The sequence below is a fragment of the Janthinobacterium algoris genome (genome assembly GCF_051380935.1).
In the GTDB taxonomy this organism is placed as follows: Bacteria; Pseudomonadota; Gammaproteobacteria; order Burkholderiales; family Burkholderiaceae_D; genus Janthinobacterium.
On sequence record NZ_JBNYXZ010000005.1, the window covers coordinates 272,015 to 286,348 of the forward strand.

The following is a 14,334-nucleotide window of genomic DNA, read 5'->3' on the forward strand; positions in this document are numbered from 1 at the left end:
CGAAGCCGGCTTGGGGGGCAAATCATTGTCTCGCGTCTGGCCTTAATTACCGCCTAAAGGCACCTCGCACAAGCAGTGCGTGAGGGCCATGAACGGTTTGCGCTCGCGCGTGATGCCGGACAGCCAGCTCAGGTCCTGCGCCATGCCCAGCGCCGCGTCAGCCGGCAAGCCCGTGCTGGCCAGGCCCAGCTTCACGTGCTCGCCCAGCCCCAGCGAGGCCATGGCTTTGGAGCCGAACATGCCGATCAGGCGGTCCACGTTCGACGTTTCCTGCTCCAGGTAGGTCACGCGGTAGTCGCTGCCCAGATTGGCGCGCTTGGCCGCCGACGCCAGCGCATCGCCATAGCTGCCGATGCGGTCGACCAGGTTGCGTTCTTTCGCCTGCAAGCCTGTCCAGACGCGGCCCTGCGCCACTTCATCGATCTTTTCCGGCGTGGTCTTGCGCGCCTTGGCGGCCAGGTTCAGGAAGTCGCCATACACGTGGTTGATCGAACCCTGGATCACTTGCGCGAAGCGGGGATCGAGCGGGCGCAACGGGTTGCCCGCGTCGGCCAGCCAGGTGGTGGGCGAACCGGCCGTATGGATGCCCAGCTTTTCCACCACCTTGTCGGCCGTCGGCAAAATCGCGAACACGCCGATGGAACCGGTGATGGTGGCCGCGTCGGCGATCACTTCATCGGACGAGGTGCTGATCCAGTAACCGCCCGAAGCGGCCACGTTGCCCATCGAGACGACCACCGGTTTGCCGGCGGCGCGCGTCAGTTCCAGTTCGCGGCGGATCAATTCCGAGCCGAAGGCGCTACCGCCCGGCGAATCGACGCGCAGCACGATGGCCTTGATCGATTTGTCTTCGCGTGCCTGGCGGATCAGGCGCGAGGTGGACAGGCCGCCGATGGCGCCCGGTGGCGCGATGCCGTCGCCGATTTCACCGGAGGCGATGACCACGCCGACGGCGTCGCCGACGTGCACTGGGCGCAAACGCGCCAGGTAATCCGTGTAGTTCACCTGGCGGAAGTTTGTGCCTTCCGTGTTCTTGGCGCCGCGCGCCATCATGAACTGGCGCAGTTCATCGCGCGTTTTCAGGCCGTCGACCAGCTTGGCGTCCAGCGACAGCTTGCCCAGGTCACCGCCGGCTGCCGTCATCAGCGCGGGCAACGCATCGATCGATTGCATGATGGCGCCGGCCGGCAGCTTGCGCGCCTTTTCCACGTCCGTCGTGTAGGTAGTCCACAGGCCGTTGTTCAGGTAGCGGTCCGCTTCGGCCGCCGCTTCGGACGGGCCGTTGGCGATGAAAGGCTCGGCCGCGCTTTTATACGTGCCCACTTTCAGCAGGTTGACCGTCACACCCACCTTGTCGAGCGCGTCGCGGTAGTAATTGCGGTAGCGGCCAAAGCCTTCCAGCATGACGCCGCCCATCGGATGCAGGTATACCTCGTCGGCCTTGACCGCCACCAGGTACTGGCGCTGGTTGTAACTCGAACCCCAGGCCGTGACTTTCTTGCCGGTGGCGCGGAAGCGTTCCACGCCAGCCGCCACTTCGCGCAGTGACGCCAGGCCGCCGCCCTGCAACTCGTCGAGCAGGATCACCATGGAACCGATGTTCTTGTCCTTGGACGCCGTGTCAAGCACCGCCAGCACGTCGCGCAGCTGCACGCTTTTCTTGACTTCGCCGCTGACATTGGCCAGCACCGCCTCGCGCACACCGCCCGGGGTTTCCTCGACCAGCGGACCTTGCAAGTCAAGCACCAGCGTGGTCTTTTCCGCCAGGGGCTTGGCGCCGCCGCCAAAGATGGCGATCAGGATGGCGATGACGATCAGCAGGAAAATCAGATTGATGACCGCGCGGCGGGTGGCGTCCAGCGCGCGCCAGAATGCGCCAAAGCCGCGGCGCAGCGGCGGGAAGGGGTTGAGTGACATTGATGCTCCGTGGGGTTATGTACCTAAAGGAAATCAATATAGCTGAAAATGGCCGCGATCGTCTTGGGATTCGTCTTATTTTGACAAGTATCGCGTGCCTTGGCCACCCTGCCCTGCCGGCGTGGAAATGAGAAACAGGCCGCCCAGCACCAGGGCGCCATTCAGAATCAGCAATTCCAGGCCGAGGCGGTAATGCTCGAACAGCCGCGCCTGCTCCCCTTCGATCAGCGCGCACAGCAATGGCCCGGCCACGGCCACCAGCGGCACCCAGCGGTCGCGCACGCCGCGCCGGCTCAGCAGGCCGAAGGCGAACAGGCCCAGCAGCGGACCATAGGTATAGCTGGCCAGCTTCAGGATCACGACGATCATGCTGGGACTATCGATCCACTTGAAGGCCATGATCAGGATCAAGAACAGTGCGGAAAACCCGAGGTGGACGCGGCGGCGCCAGCGCATCTGCGTGGCGACACTCAAATCCTGCCTGCGCTGCAGGCCCAGGATGTCGATGCAGAAGGTGGACGTGAGCGCCGTCAGCGCCCCGTCCACACTGGGAAACAGGGCGGAGATGAGGGCGATGAAGAAAATCAGCTGCACCACGGCGGGGAAATGCCCGAGCACCACGGCCGGGAACAGTTTATCTCCTGTGGCCGTCACGCCCGCCAGCGGCGCATACAGGTGCAGCAAGCCGCCGAGGAAGAGGAACAGCAGCAGCACGCCAGTCAGTACCACGGTCAGGCTGAGCATGTTCTTTTGCGAGTCGCGCAAGGTCCGCACGGAAATGTTTTTTTGCATCATTTCCTGGTCCATGCCCGTCATGGCGATGGTGATGAACATGCCGGCCACGATGTGCTTCCAGACATACGCTGGGCTGTCCGGGTCGACGGTGAAGATGCGCGTGAGTCCTTGCGCGCGCATGCGCTCGAGGCTATCGATAAGGGACAGGTCCATCTCGCGCAGCAAAAACACGCTGCAAATCACCAGCCCCGCCAGCATGCAGGCCGTTTGCAGGGTGTCGGTCCAGACGATGGTTTTCACGCCGCCCTCATACGTGTAGAGCAGTATCAGCAGCAGCACGACGCACGACGTCAGCCAGAACGGCACGCCGAAGCTGTCGAGTATCGTCGCCTGCAGGATATTGACCACCAGATACAGCCGCGCCGTGGCGCCCAGCAGGCGCGACACGATGAAAAACGCCGCCCCGCTCTGGTAGGAACGCCGCCCCAGGCGCAATTCCAGGTAGCGGTAAATCGACGTGAGCTGCAGCCGGTAGTACAGCGGCAGCAAAATAAACGTGATGGCCAAATAGCCCAGTACATAGCCGATCATCAGCTGGATGTAGCCGAAACCGTTGCTCCCCACGGCGCCCGGCACGCTGATGAAGGTGACGCCCGTGAGCGTGGTGCCCACCATGCCGAAGGCCACCAGCATCCAATTGCTATCCTTGTTGCCGATGAAGAAACTGTCGTTGGTGGCGTGGCGCGACGTGCGCCATGCCACGCCCAGCAGGATCAGAAAATACGCGAGCACGACGGCAAACAGGATGACTGGGGACATGGGCGTTGCACTGGCGGCAAAGATGAACAGGGGCAGAAATATACAACAAAGCGTACAGCAATGCCCCAGGTCAATCAGGCATCAGCAGCCGCTCGGTTTCACGCGCTCCACTTCCAGGCCAAACCACGGACGCAAGCGCGTGCCGACAACGTTGCCGAGGAAAGCGCAGACCAGCCACAGCCAGCCGTGCAAGCTGCCCGAGACGATGCCGCTGAAATACGCGCCGATATTGCAGCCGTAGGCCAGGCGCGCGCCATAGCCGAGCAGCAAGCCGCCGACGACGGCGGCGATGATCGAGCGACGCGGGATGCGCCACACGGGCGCGTAGCGGCCGGCCAGCGCCGCCGCCAGCATGGCGCCCAGCACGATGCCGATATCCATCACCGAGGTCTTGTCTTGCGTCAGCGGCGCGGCCAGGGCGGCGGCATTGGCCTTGGTGGACCAGTAAGCCCAGCTGGCCGTATCGATGCCGACCACCGATGCGGCCTTGGCGCCCCACAGGGCAAACGCGGACGTCACGCCCCATGGCTTGCCCGACAACGCCAGGGTGGCGAAGTTCAGCACGACGAGCGCGATGGCGCCCGCCACCAGCGGCCATGGGCCATGCAGCCAGGGCGATGCCTGTGTTGGCCGCAGCGGCGTGGCGACGAGCTTGCCATGGCGGCGCTTTTCAACGAATACCGTGATGCCGGCGATCAGCGCGAAGACGATCCAGTTCAGCGCCAGCGCGGGCGCCAGGCCCAGGGTCGTGACGAGAGAAATGGGCTTGAGCTGCGGCAGCGCCGTCCAGAACGGCATGTGCGCCGTACCGATCACGGAGCCGACGATGAAGGCGGCCAGGGTGATGAGCATGCGCGTGCTGCCGCCACCGACCGTGTACAAGGTGCCGGAGGCGCAACCGCCGCCCAGCTGCATGCCGATGCCGAAAATGAAGGCGCCGAAGATCACCGAGGTGCCGGCGGGAGAAACCAGGCCCGCGACGGGCGTGCCGAACAGGGTGCCGGCCGACAGCGCGGGGAAAAACAGCGCCACGCCGACGGCCAGCATCAGCATTTGCGCGCGCAAGCCGTCGCCGCGGCCATCGGCAATGAAGACGCGCCAGGCGGACGTAAAGCCGAAGGCCGCGTGATATAGCGTAATGCCGAGCAAGGCGCCCACCACGTACAGCGCGGCCTGGGTGATGCCCACGGTCAGCGCCAGGTACCAGGCACCGAGCACAATGAGCAACAGGGCAATGCCCAGCGGTTTGGGATTGATAGCGGCGCGCAGGCGCAGGGGTGACGTTGCTGTATCGGACATGGGGAGTAGGGGCCAGAGGAAGGTAAGCCCTATTTTAAACCCTGCGCCCGCCCGTTTTGGTGTTTTCTGCCAGCAACTTACTTGTAGACCAGGGCAAGTTACCCAGGGTCAACAAGACCATCAACGACAGCAGCAGGGTCTTGCGGGGACCTTTGCCCGTCAGGGCAGTCAGGACAGGCGCGCCAACGGCGACGCCCAGCGCATACAGGCTGACCAGCAAACCGGCCGACGGCAAGTTCACGCCCAGATCCGCGACGATGGTGGGCAACAGCCCCACAATGACAAACTCGGTGGTTCCGATGGCAAATGCACTGAGAGGCAGCGCGAGCAAGGCAATGGACATGACAAACTCCGGTAAAAGATGTTGGCATGCAGTATGAGGATTTTCTTTATTCCGAAAAATAGCTCGCTCGGCAGAAGATAGTTGCGCAAAAATCAATAATTCGAGGGTCTGCTACACTGATCGGATCAACATGGGGTCACCAACATGAATTCAGAAAAACTGGCGCTGCTGGTCACGCGCGAAATGCCATATGGGAAATATCAGGGACGGTTGCTGGCCGATTTGCCAGGCCACTACCTGGGCTGGTTCGCGCGCGAAGGCTTTCCCTCGGGCGAACTGGGCAGTTTAATCGCGCTGATGTACGAGCTTGACCACAACGACCTAAGAAGCTTGCTCGACCCCTTGCGCACGCGCAAGTCGCCGTGGCGGCCGGGAGAGTAAGGAAGCGTTTAAAACTGGCGCACCTTCTTCGCCAGCATGCCGCTGAACTCGCCATTTTCCACCAGTTTTTGCAACTCGCTGGCGCCGCCGATAAGCACGCCATTGACAAAGACCATGGGGAAAGTCGGCCAGCCCGTCCACATTTTCAAGGCATTGCGGCGGTGCCACTGGTTCAAATAGCTACCGTATTGCAAGTACTGATAAGGCGTGCCCAGCACGTCGAGTATCTTGCGCGCCTTGCGGGGAAACGGATTGAGCGCCATGCCGACCACCACCACCTGGTGCGCGGCGATGGCAGCCTGCACCTCGCGCACGATGTCCGTATGCTTGCTGCCGATCAAAGGTCGGGCGGCGGGATGTATTTGGGCTTCGTCTAGGATGGCGCGGGTCATGAAAGTCCTCGGGTGAGTGGCATGCGGGTCACGCATTGTGCCACGCACACAGGCTGGCGTGGGCTACACTGCGCCGTTTCTCTTCTTCGCCTCTTCAAGTATGAAATGTATGCAAGGAATCAATCCCATGTCTGACTGGAGCCGCACCCGCCGCCTGATCGGCGCTCTTCTGCTGGCCGCCAGTTGCGCCAGCGCCTACACCGTTGCCTATCCTGGGCTTGAAATGGGCTTGCTCCATGCGCTGCACCTAAAAAAGGGCACGACGGACAGAGTGGGCACCTCGGGCAAGGCGATCCAGGCCTACATGCGCGAAGGTTTTATCGGCAAGCAGCCCGACCAGCGCTTCGACTACACCGATTACTACCTGCTGAAAAAGCCCGCAAGCTTCATGGGACATGAATTAGTGCTCATCGAGGAAGAATACATCACGCAATACATCGGCTGCTGCGTCAGCTCCGGCGTTGGCGTAACGGTAAAGGTGCGCGGCAACACGCAGAAACTGCAAGCCTTCGCCCGCGCCCAGCGCTGCACCTTGACCGACCCGGTCGATATCCGGCATGCACTGAGCGACGTGGCCATCAAGACCAGGGTGGCCAAGGGGCATTACGCGTCATTGAGCTGCAGGGAACGCGATGCCGAGCGCGAGGAGCAGTAGGCTGCCAGCGCCGTGATGACTGGTGACATTCAGAACAGCTCGTCCAGCAGCAAGTGAAATTGCAGCTTGCCTTGATCGATATCAAGGAGCCCATATTGCTGCGCAAACCTTTGCTGTAGCGAGGCATCCAACTCACCGAGAGCACGCCAGACAATAGCCAGGTCCTGGTAGCGGTCGGCAACGCCGGCACGTCCCACGTCGATGCAGCCGACGACGGCGCCTTCCTGCATCAGGATATTCTCCAGCGAAAAATCGCCATGCGTGACCGGGAGGTCGGGCACCAGAGGCAGGCTATCCTGCAGCGCCGCCCACACCTGCCCTGCCGTCCAGCCTTCCCGCCCGGCATCGAAATCCTCTGCATCAACCAGGCCCGCATCGATGCGCTGGCGCGCCTGGGCCAGCCGAACAGCATGGCCGGCGTTGAACGGGCAAGCGCTCACGGGAAGCGCGTGCAGGCGGCGCAGGAAGGCCGCCAGCGCATCGACCACGGCGGGACCCAGCGCGGGGTTCGCTGCCAGCACCTCGGACGCCGTCGTGCCAGGCAGCGCAGTCATCAGCAGCCATGCCTGGTCCGGGTCAGCCATGCGGGCAAACTGCACCACCGCCGGCACGGGCAGGTACTGCGCCAGCCAGCGCAGCCGCGCCATTTCATCGGCGATATCGGCGGCGGCAACAGCCCTGCCGTGCTTCAGGTACAGGCCCGGCGCACCGTCCCTGCCATGCAGCCGGTAGACGGCAGCGCCCGACTCACCGATGCTGTCGCGCGCCCATTGATAAGCAGCCACGGCGGCGCGCAGGCTGGCGGGCATGACTGCCATCATGGCGACTTGCCTGCTTTTGGATATGCTCATCTGGCTGGCCTTTTCTCTATCCCAGGGGCACGTGCAAGCCCATCTTGAGGCAGGTCAATGCCACCGAGGTGCGGTAGCGCCGGATATTGTCGTCGCCGCCGAACAGGCGTTCCGTCAACGCCTCGTATTCGGCCATGCTGCTGGCAGTAATGACCAGCAGATAGTCGGCCTCGCCCGTGATCCCGTAGCACTGCTGGACGGCCGGTTCGGCCATGATGCGTGCGCGCATGCCGGCTGTGCGTAGCGGGTGCTCATCGTGCAAATGTACTTCCACCGTCAAGATCAAAGGGCGGCCCAGGCGGCTCGCGTCGAGCACGGCCACTTCATGACGGATCACCCCGCTTTCGCGCAGGCGGCGGATGCGTCGCTGCACGGCGGGTGCGGACAAATGCACGGCCTGGGCGATTTCGCGCTGCGAGGTCGTATTATCGCGTTGCAAGATGTCCAGGATCGCCAGGTCGAAGGCATCGAGGGTAAAGGAAGGCGTGAGCGAAAGTTGCGTCATGGGGGTCAAAATGCAGTGCAAATATCAGAGCAGACACAATAAACTTTCATGCTTACGATATCAAGCCATACTCGCCATGCTACAGCACCGCTACTCTTCTTTTATCCCCTTGTTGGCCATCCTGGGCTCCGTCACCTGTCTGGGACTGGGCACGTCGTGGGCCAAGCATAGTCTGTTCCCGCTGGTCGGTGCACAGGGCACGACGGCCGTGCGCGTGGGCTTTTCCGCCCTGTTGCTGTTGCTGTTCTGGCGCCCGTGGCGCTGGCAGCTGAGCCGCACCGACTTACGCACGGTAGCCCTGTATGGCGCCGCGCTGGGCTTGACGAACCTGTGTTTCTATATGGCGCTACGCACAATTCCCTTCGGCATCGCCGTGGCGATCGAATTTTCCGGCCCGCTGGCCGTGGCGCTGCTGGCCTCGCGCCGTCCGCTCGACTTCGTCTGGGTGGCATTGGCCGTGGCGGGACTGGCGCTGCTGTTGCCGCTCGGCCACGATATCAGCACTCTGGACGCCACCGGCGTGCTGTTCGCCCTGGGCGCCGCCGTCTGCTGGGCCACCTATATTATCTTCGGCAAGCGCGCCAGCCATTTGCATGCAGGCCATTCCGTGTCGCTGGGCCTGGCCATGGCCGCGCTGGTGGTCGTGCCCGTGGGCGTGCTGCACAGCGGCACCGCCCTGCTCTCGCCTGTCGTGCTGGCCGTGGGCTTGGGCGTGGCCTTGATTTCCAGCGCGATACCGATCTCGCTGGAAATGGTGGCCCTGAAACGGCTGACGCCGCAAGCGTTCGGCATCATGAGCAGCATGGAACCGGCCGTGGCCGCCATGCTGGCGTTCATCCTGCTCGATGAACGGCTGGACGCCCCCCAATGGCTGGCCATCGCCATGATCATGGCCGCGTCCATGGGCAGCTCGTACATGGCGCAGCGCCAGAAACGCGGTGCGCCGGCGCTCAGGCCCGAATATAAATCGTAAAGCGCGCGCCGCCCAGCGGCGAGTCGTCGATGGCGATGGCGCCACCGTGCAGCGCGACGGCCCTGGCGGCGATGGCCAGCCCGAGGCCATGGCCGGCGGCGGTATGGTCCTGCTCGCGGGCCAGGCGATAGAATGGGGCAAACACCCGTTCGCGCTGGTCGGCGGGAATGCCTGGACCGTCATCCTCGATCACAATGCGCAGCGCATCGCCATCGCGCACGGCCGACAGCGCGATACGCACGACGGCATATTTGGCGGCATTGCCTAGCAGGTTGCCGATGGCGCGCGCCAGCAGGCGGGGATCGCCGCGCAGCTCGCCCAGGTCGCCGGCGATCTGGGCGCTCACTTGTCGCGGCAAGATGGCCGCCATGCAGGTGTGCAGCAGGGGCGCCAGGGCGAACGGCTGGCGCGGCAAGGCTTGCGCATGATCAAGCTGCATCAGGTTCAGCAACTCATTGACCAGCGTCTTCAATTCTTCGACATCCACGCCCATGGCATCGATGCGCCGCCGCATGGCAGGGTCTTGCCCCGCATGCCGTTCAACCAGCAGCGCCAGTCCGAATTCCAGCCGCGCGATCGGTGTGCGCAGCTCGTGCGACACCGACAGCAGCAAATGCCGGCGCGCTTCCAGCAGGGAGCCGATGCGCTCGGCCATCTCATTGATGCGTCCGGCCAGCGGCGCGATGCTCGACGCAGGCCTGACCTGCGCTCGCGCCGCCAGGTCGCCCTGTCCAAAATCGTCGGCCATGCGTGACAGCGCCGCCAGGCTGCGCCCGTGTGCGCGCGTCCACCACCCGAGCGGCAGCAGCAGGCATAGCGCGATGACGGCGAAGCGGATCGCCTCCATGCGCAGCGCCTGGCCGACGTCGATGGGCAGGTTTTGCGCGTGGATCACATCATCCTCGCTGCCGGCATAGCGCGCGCCGGTGCCGTCCACGCGGCGGTAAAAAGCCTTGCCGCCCACGTCCATCACGACGGCGCCTTGCAGCAGCTGCGCGCGCCGGGCGGTCGGCAGCGCCGGCAGCACAGTGGACAAGGGCTGCAGCTCCAGCGTGACGTCCGACACTTCGCGTACCTTGTTCAGGCGCGGCAGCCATTCGTCGGCTGGCGCCTGGTCGATGTACTGCTCCAGCAGGAATATCTGGCCGGCGGCCTGGTCGCGCGCGATATGCTCAAGCGGATCGCCGAACAGGCGGCTGAAGGTGAAGTAAATGACGCAGCTGGCCAGCGCGATGGCCATCAGCATCAGCAGCGCGAAACGCCAGAAAAGACGATTCATTCCCAGGCGGAGGGCGTGAGCAGATAGCCTTCGCCCCACACCGTCTTGATGCGCTCGGCGCCGCCGTCGTCGAACTTGCGGCGCAGGCGCGAGATGCAGTTGTCGATACTTCGGTCGAGGCCATCGAACTCGATGCCGCGCATCTTGACGAGGATATCGTTGCGCGACATGACCTTGCCCGAAGCGTCGGCCAGGATCGCGAACAGCTTGAATTCGGCGCTGTTCATGGCGATTTCCTGTCCGCGCCAGTGCACGGCGCGGTTCGCGCGCGAGATGCGCAACTGGCCGATGACGATGTCGCTGCCGGCCGCCGCGCTGCCGCGCCGCTGCAGCGCGCGCAGGCGGGCCAGCAACACGCGTGGCTGGACCGGCTTGTTCACGTAATCGTCGGCGCCCTGCTCCAGGCCCGAGACTTCGTCGAAGGTGTCTTCGCGCGCGGTGAGTATCAGGATGGGCACGGCGCTGAGCTGGCGCAGCTGGCGGCACACCACCAGGCCGTCGACGCCGGGCAGTGTCAGGTCGAGTATGACCAAATCAGGCTGAAGGTCGCGGAAGCGCGCCAGGGCCTGGTCGCCGCGCGTCACCACGTCGACCACATAGTCGTATTCATCCAGGTATTCCTTGACCAGCGCGGCGAGCCGCGCATCGTCTTCCACCAGCATTACACGTTGCATCGCCCCTCCGCGCCGCCATTTTTGTGGCGTATTGTAGTGGAGCGCAGCGCAAAAGTGGCATATTCGACAATCACATACACATCTGTACACTTTTCATACAAATGTGCCCTACAAATTGAGGACAATTCAAGGACAAACTAGGGCGGATTCCGGAACGACGTTTGCCTAACATTCGTAGCTCCTACTTCAACCGGAATCCGAACATGAAAAAAATTGTATGCAGCACCCTGCTCGCCATCGCCGCCACTTCGATGGTCCATGCCGAAGGCCTGTATGTGGGTGCCAACGTCAGCCCGGCTACCGACGGCAAGATCCTGCGTGCCGATGGCGACACGAAGAGCCAGCGCGATGCCAGAGGCAAGGCGGTACCCTTCGGCGTCTTCGCCGGCTACGAGCTAACGCCGGCCTGGGCCCTGGAAGGCGGCTACCGCGCCAGCGGCGGCGCGACCAGCTTCGACCTCGATCCCGGCTACCAGTTCAAGGTGCGTTCCAGCGCCGCCTACCTGGCGGCGCGCGGCACATGGCACCTGGACGACGACTGGTCGCTGTTCGGCAAGGCTGGCGTGGCGCGCAGCCGCGTTGAATTCACCATCGACGGCAAGAATGCGCCGCAGGGCGAATCGGCAAGCAAGACCGGCCTGTACGCAAGCGTGGGAGTGGCCTACCAGATCAACAAGGACGTGGCGCTGCAGCTCGAATGGGAGCACGCCCCGAAAGTCAAATACGAAGGATTCGATAGCAGGATGAACCGCCTGGCGCTCGGTGTCCGCTTCGGCTTTTAAAAGGAATACATGAACAAGTTCGCTCCCCGTTTTTTTTCCCGTTTTTCTCCCCTGCTGTTGCTGCTGGCCGCCTGCGGACCGGTACTGGCCGACGACGCCAGCGCGCTGATGATGCCCGACGGGAGCAGGGATATGTACGTGGGAGCGGCTGTCACGGGCAGCTCCGCGACGGACAATGGCGCACCGCGCGCCGCCGTCCTGCGGCCGCTGCTGCAAGTCCAGTGGAGCAACGGCGTGTTCGTCTCTGCCAGCGGCGTGGCGGGCATGCACCTGTCGGCAACGCCGGGCGTGGAGTACGGCCCGCTGCTCACCTCCAGCAACGCGCGCGGTCCGGAAGATAGCTGGCGCCTGCGCGGCACGCGGCGCATCAAGGGCTCGCTCGACGTGGGCGGTTTCTATGGCTATTACCTGGGCGGCGCGGCGCGCGTCACGTCGAACCTGCTGTACGACACGAGCGCACGCGGCTGGCGCGGCCAGGTCGGCCTGCAAAAGACCTTGCCCTCGCTGGCGGCTCATCATACGGTGATCTTATCGACCGGCGTGTCGCTGGCCAGCGGCGCCGTGATGGACGAGCAGTACGCCGTCAGCTTCGCCACCGGCGGCGCGCGCGACTACCGCCCGGCCGGCGGCGTCACCTCCATCCATGCTGGCATCAACTGGAACTGGGCCCTGAGCAGCAAGTGGCTGCTCAACAGCACCGTGACGGGCACGCGGCTGGGCAGCGGGCCGGCCCACAGCCCCTTCATCGAACGGCACAACGTCATCACCTGGTCCAGCGGACTCGGTTACCGGTTTTAAGCACCATGCTCAAACCCCTGCTTCTCGGCCTGGCACTACTGCCCGCGTTCGCCTGCGCACAGGAAGGAAACGACTGGACCGCGTATCGCGACGCCTACCGCCACATGATCTGGTTCGAGAAGTACGGCAAGCACAAGCAATTCCTGCAAAACCATCTGCGCCTGCGTCCGCGCGACGCCAGCGTGTCCATGGGCGACTTGCGCCTGACCTTGCACGGCAAGAGCGCGCAACTGGCGCTGCCGCTCGATGCGCTGGGCCTGGCCGTTTTCCCGTTCTCCAAGGCCGCGTATGACGACAATGCGGAGCTGACCTGGAACCGCAAGCCGGGGCAGATCACCACAAGCGCCTGGGTCTCCATCGTCACGCGGCCCGATGGCGTGTATGCGGCGGCCGACTTGCGCGCCGCCTGCGAACAGCTGCTCGCCTACCTGCGCTCCACGGGCGGGGCGAGCGGCAAGCGCTGCGCCGGCGTGCAGTTTTCGTATCCGAGGACGGAGGCGGCGCAAGTGCGCTACCAGGGCAGCGATGGTGCGGCGATTCCGCTGGCGGCGCAGGAAGGCCCCGCATTCCCCGGCGACGCCGTGGCCGGTTTCCGCATCTTCGTCTACCGTTTCCATGCGCATCAGGATGCGGGACAGGTCCTCACCAGCGGCACGCCGCTGGCGATTGCCGCGCTCCTGGAGTAAGGTGGGCGGCGCCGCGTTCAGTGCGCGACCACCCCCGCCACGTGGACAGCCAGATTGCGGCGCGCCAGCCACGCCAGCGGCAGCAAGGCGAGTAATGCGGCGGCCACGCCCGCCCACGGCGACGATGCCATCAATTGGTGCGAGACCATCAGCGCTCCCAGCATCGAGCCGAAGGAAATGCCCAGGTTAAACGCGGAGATATTCAGGCCTGATGCGAAATCGACGGCTTGCGGCGTATAGCGCTCGGCCGTGGCCAGCATGCCGGCCTGCAGGGCGGGCGACAGGCCGAAGGCGAACACGCCCCAGACGAACAGCATCACCGTCATCATCCAGAGCGAGCTGATACTGAGGGCCACGCCAGCTTGCGTGACGGCCAGCAAGAGCAGCATCAGGCGCAAGGCCTTTTGCCAGCCCAGGTGGCTCGTCAGGTAGCCACCCGCCAGGTTGCCGGCAAAAGTGGCGGCGCCAAACACGATCAGCAAGGCGCTAGCCATGCTGGCGGAAAAGCCCGTCACATCCGTCAGGATGGGCGTGATGAAGGTGAAGGCGGCAAAGCTGCTGCCGAAGCCGAACGTCGTCACGGCCATCATCGTCAAAATGGGACCGCTACCGAGGGCCGCCAGCTGCGTCATGGCCTGGCCGCCCTTGCCCTGCGGCAAACCGGCCGGCAACCAGCGCGCCATGGCGCCCAATCCCACGGCAGCCAGCACGACGACAGCAAAGAAGGGCAAGCGCCAGCCCATCAAATTGCCGAGGAAGCTGCCGAAGGGCACGCCGATCACCATGGCCAGGGTCAGGCCCGCAAACATTACGGAAATCGCCCTGCCCGCCTGCGCCTTGGCGACCAGGCTGGCCGCCAAGGTGGCGCCGATGGCAAAGAAGGTGCCGTGCGCCACGGCCGTGATGACCCGCCCCGCCAGCAACCATTCAAACGTGTGCGAAAAGGCGGCCAGCAAGTTGCCGACCAGGAACATGCTCATCAGCCCCAGCAAGGCTGCCTTGCGCGGCAGGCGTGACATCAGCAGCACCAGCAGCGGCGTGCCGATGGCCAGCGCCAGCGCATATAGGCTGACCAGCGAGCCGGCCGATTCGATGGAAATATGCAAATCCTTCGCAATGCTCGGCAAGATGCCGACGACGATGAATTCGGTGACGCCGATGGCAAAGGCGCCGACGGCCAGCGCCAGCACGCCGGGCGGCATCTTGCTGGCTTGAGGGGAAACAAGGCTTGCGGTAGTCATGGAT

Annotated in this window: 15 protein-coding genes and 1 pseudogene; 6 read left to right on the forward strand and 10 right to left on the reverse strand. The window is 64.1% G+C overall.

Features of this window, described 5'->3' with window-relative positions:
- Positions 1-42 precede the first annotated feature (42 nt).
- From sppA to ACQ4W7_RS09995, 4 genes and pseudogenes are all read right to left on the reverse strand, one after another.
- The gene (sppA, locus tag ACQ4W7_RS09980; RefSeq protein ID WP_436530149.1) at positions 43-1,917 is read right to left on the reverse strand and encodes a signal peptide peptidase SppA; all 1,875 of its coding nucleotides are present in this window, start codon (positions 1,915-1,917) and stop codon (positions 43-45) included.
- Between the two features lie 75 nt (positions 1,918-1,992).
- Positions 1,993-3,471, reverse strand: a complete 1,479-nt coding sequence (locus ACQ4W7_RS09985; protein WP_436530151.1) for a sodium:solute symporter — start codon at positions 3,469-3,471, stop codon at positions 1,993-1,995.
- An 81-nt stretch (positions 3,472-3,552) separates the two neighbouring features.
- Positions 3,553-4,770 carry a YeeE/YedE family protein gene (locus ACQ4W7_RS09990; RefSeq protein ID WP_426070574.1) on the reverse strand — a complete coding sequence of 406 codons (1,218 nt, stop codon included), beginning with the start codon at positions 4,768-4,770 and terminating at the stop codon, positions 3,553-3,555.
- A gap of 94 nt (positions 4,771-4,864) precedes the next feature.
- A pseudogene (locus ACQ4W7_RS09995) lies at positions 4,865-5,113 on the reverse strand (MFS transporter); the annotation flags it as partial.
- Positions 5,114-5,257: 144 nt separating this feature from the next.
- Between ACQ4W7_RS09995 and ACQ4W7_RS10000 the strand changes: the two are divergent.
- Positions 5,258-5,494: a DUF3820 family protein gene (locus ACQ4W7_RS10000; protein ID WP_034749909.1), complete on the forward strand. Its 237-nt coding sequence runs from the start codon at positions 5,258-5,260 to the stop codon at positions 5,492-5,494.
- An 8-nt stretch (positions 5,495-5,502) separates the two neighbouring features.
- On the opposite strand, the gene ACQ4W7_RS10005 is transcribed toward ACQ4W7_RS10000, so the two are convergent.
- On the reverse strand, positions 5,503-5,886 hold the full coding sequence (locus ACQ4W7_RS10005; RefSeq protein WP_426070575.1) for a glutaredoxin domain-containing protein: 384 nt from the start codon (positions 5,884-5,886) through the stop codon (positions 5,503-5,505).
- A gap of 127 nt (positions 5,887-6,013) precedes the next feature.
- Between ACQ4W7_RS10005 and ACQ4W7_RS10010 the strand changes: the two genes are divergently transcribed.
- Positions 6,014-6,541 (forward strand): hypothetical protein, encoded by a 528-nt coding sequence (locus tag ACQ4W7_RS10010; protein ID WP_436530153.1) that lies wholly within the window; start codon positions 6,014-6,016, stop codon positions 6,539-6,541.
- Positions 6,542-6,570: 29 nt separating this feature from the next.
- On the opposite strand, the gene ACQ4W7_RS10015 is transcribed toward ACQ4W7_RS10010, so the two are convergent.
- Positions 6,571-7,392, reverse strand: coding sequence for an APH(3')-I family aminoglycoside O-phosphotransferase (locus ACQ4W7_RS10015; protein ID WP_436530155.1), 822 nt, complete (start codon positions 7,390-7,392; stop codon positions 6,571-6,573).
- 16 nt (positions 7,393-7,408) lie between these two features.
- Positions 7,409-7,897, reverse strand: coding sequence for an Lrp/AsnC family transcriptional regulator (locus ACQ4W7_RS10020; protein WP_436530157.1), 489 nt, complete (start codon positions 7,895-7,897; stop codon positions 7,409-7,411).
- Between the two features lie 76 nt (positions 7,898-7,973).
- On the opposite strand from ACQ4W7_RS10020, the gene ACQ4W7_RS10025 reads away from it, so the two are divergent.
- Positions 7,974-8,870 carry an EamA family transporter gene (locus tag ACQ4W7_RS10025; protein WP_436530159.1) on the forward strand — a complete coding sequence of 299 codons (897 nt, stop codon included), beginning with the start codon at positions 7,974-7,976 and terminating at the stop codon, positions 8,868-8,870.
- On the opposite strand, the gene ACQ4W7_RS10030 is transcribed toward ACQ4W7_RS10025, so the two are convergent.
- Together ACQ4W7_RS10030 and ACQ4W7_RS10035 are read right to left on the reverse strand one after the other, a co-directional pair.
- The gene (locus tag ACQ4W7_RS10030; RefSeq protein ID WP_436530161.1) at positions 8,848-10,149 is read right to left on the reverse strand and encodes an ATP-binding protein; all 1,302 of its coding nucleotides are present in this window, start codon (positions 10,147-10,149) and stop codon (positions 8,848-8,850) included. The two genes, ACQ4W7_RS10025 and ACQ4W7_RS10030, sit on opposite strands and share 23 nt — an antisense overlap.
- On the reverse strand, positions 10,146-10,823 hold the full coding sequence (locus ACQ4W7_RS10035) for a response regulator (protein WP_071076386.1): 678 nt from the start codon (positions 10,821-10,823) through the stop codon (positions 10,146-10,148). The genes ACQ4W7_RS10030 and ACQ4W7_RS10035 overlap by 4 nt, the downstream gene beginning before the upstream one ends.
- A 203-nt stretch (positions 10,824-11,026) precedes the next feature.
- Between ACQ4W7_RS10035 and ACQ4W7_RS10040 the strand changes: the two genes are divergently transcribed.
- Genes ACQ4W7_RS10040 through ACQ4W7_RS10050 form a run of 3 tightly spaced genes read left to right on the forward strand, consistent with a single transcriptional unit; the run spans position 11,027 to position 13,089 of the window.
- A complete protein-coding gene (locus tag ACQ4W7_RS10040; RefSeq protein ID WP_426070581.1) occupies positions 11,027-11,605 on the forward strand; it encodes a porin family protein in 579 nt (192 codons plus the stop codon).
- 9 nt (positions 11,606-11,614) lie between these two features.
- Positions 11,615-12,403 carry a MipA/OmpV family protein gene (locus ACQ4W7_RS10045; RefSeq protein WP_436530164.1) on the forward strand — a complete coding sequence of 263 codons (789 nt, stop codon included), beginning with the start codon at positions 11,615-11,617 and terminating at the stop codon, positions 12,401-12,403.
- Between the two features lie 5 nt (positions 12,404-12,408).
- Entirely contained in the window at positions 12,409-13,089 is a 681-nt protein-coding gene (locus ACQ4W7_RS10050; protein WP_436530166.1) for a hypothetical protein, read from the forward strand.
- 17 nt (positions 13,090-13,106) lie between these two features.
- On the opposite strand, the gene ACQ4W7_RS10055 is transcribed toward ACQ4W7_RS10050, so the two are convergent.
- On the reverse strand, positions 13,107-14,330 hold the full coding sequence (locus ACQ4W7_RS10055; RefSeq protein ID WP_436530168.1) for an MFS transporter: 1,224 nt from the start codon (positions 14,328-14,330) through the stop codon (positions 13,107-13,109).
- Between the last annotated feature and the right edge of the window lie 4 nt (positions 14,331-14,334).